General features: G+C 46.9%; 1 protein-coding gene. It reads left to right on the plus strand.

From position 1 onward, the window contains the following. A partial coding sequence (locus D7V92_RS21895; RefSeq protein ID WP_121773796.1) for a site-specific integrase occupies positions 1 to 651 on the plus strand: 651 nt, incomplete at its 5' end. Positions 652 to 986 lie beyond the last annotated feature (335 nt).

Below are 986 nucleotides of genomic sequence, written 5' to 3' on the forward strand. Positions count from 1 at the left end.
GGGGTTTTTACGGGTGTGGAAAGCCAGCGCAAGAAATCCTTGCCTCTGGGTGATTTGAATCGCCTGATGACTGTCCCGGTAAAAGGAGAGAAGTTGAGGAAGACACAACTGGCCCTTTGCTTGATGTTTCAATATGGGGGAATGTCGTTCGTTGATTTCGCCCATTTGAATAGGGGTAATATCAAGAACGGCATATTGGATTACAATCGCCAGAAGACCGGGACCTCTATGCGGTTGGAGGTCTTGGATACGGCGGAGGCTATGTATAAGGAGCTGGCAGGTGAGAGGGGTGGAGGCTCCGGCTATTTATTTCCCTTTTTAAGTGGGACGAAGAACGGCCATGAGGCATATCTCGAATACAATGCGGCCTTGTCCCGGTTTAACCGGAACTTGAAGACGTTGAAGGAGGTTGCGGGAATAGCCTCGGATGTGACTTCTTACACGATCCGTCATTCCTTCGCCATGGCATTGAAGGAACAAAATGTCCCCATTGAGATGATCAGCGAGTTATTGGGGCATAAGTCCATCAAGACAACCCAGATTTATCTAAGAAGTTTCTCCTTGGAGAAAATGACGGTGGTAAATAAGTCTTGCTTTGAGAATGTATATAATTATATGCCAGAGGTGGGGGTGAGGCTACTTGGGGAGTAGCGTTCATTTCACGGTGCAAATGTAGCAAAAAATAGCAAATAACAAGCAATCATTAGTTTTAGTTTGTGCTCCGGCCTTGATTCTCCTTAAATCTTCGTTCTTATTCCTAGTGTATAGACATGGCAATAGAGACGAAATGATCTCGTATTTCCTACATCATCACGTCCCTTCTAAAAATCGAACATACATTCCTGTAGAGACGGGGCGTGCCCCGTCTCATCCCCTCCAAATGGTAACTTAAAGATACTATCAGACAGTGGGAGACGGGGCACGCCCCGTCTCTACAACCGGGTGATAACCGTTCTCGCACCTTTAGGCTACTCCCCAAGTAGCCT

The sequence above is a fragment of the Parabacteroides sp. CH2-D42-20 genome (assembly GCF_003670185.1).
Lineage (GTDB): Bacteria > Bacteroidota > Bacteroidia > Bacteroidales > Tannerellaceae > Parabacteroides > Parabacteroides distasonis.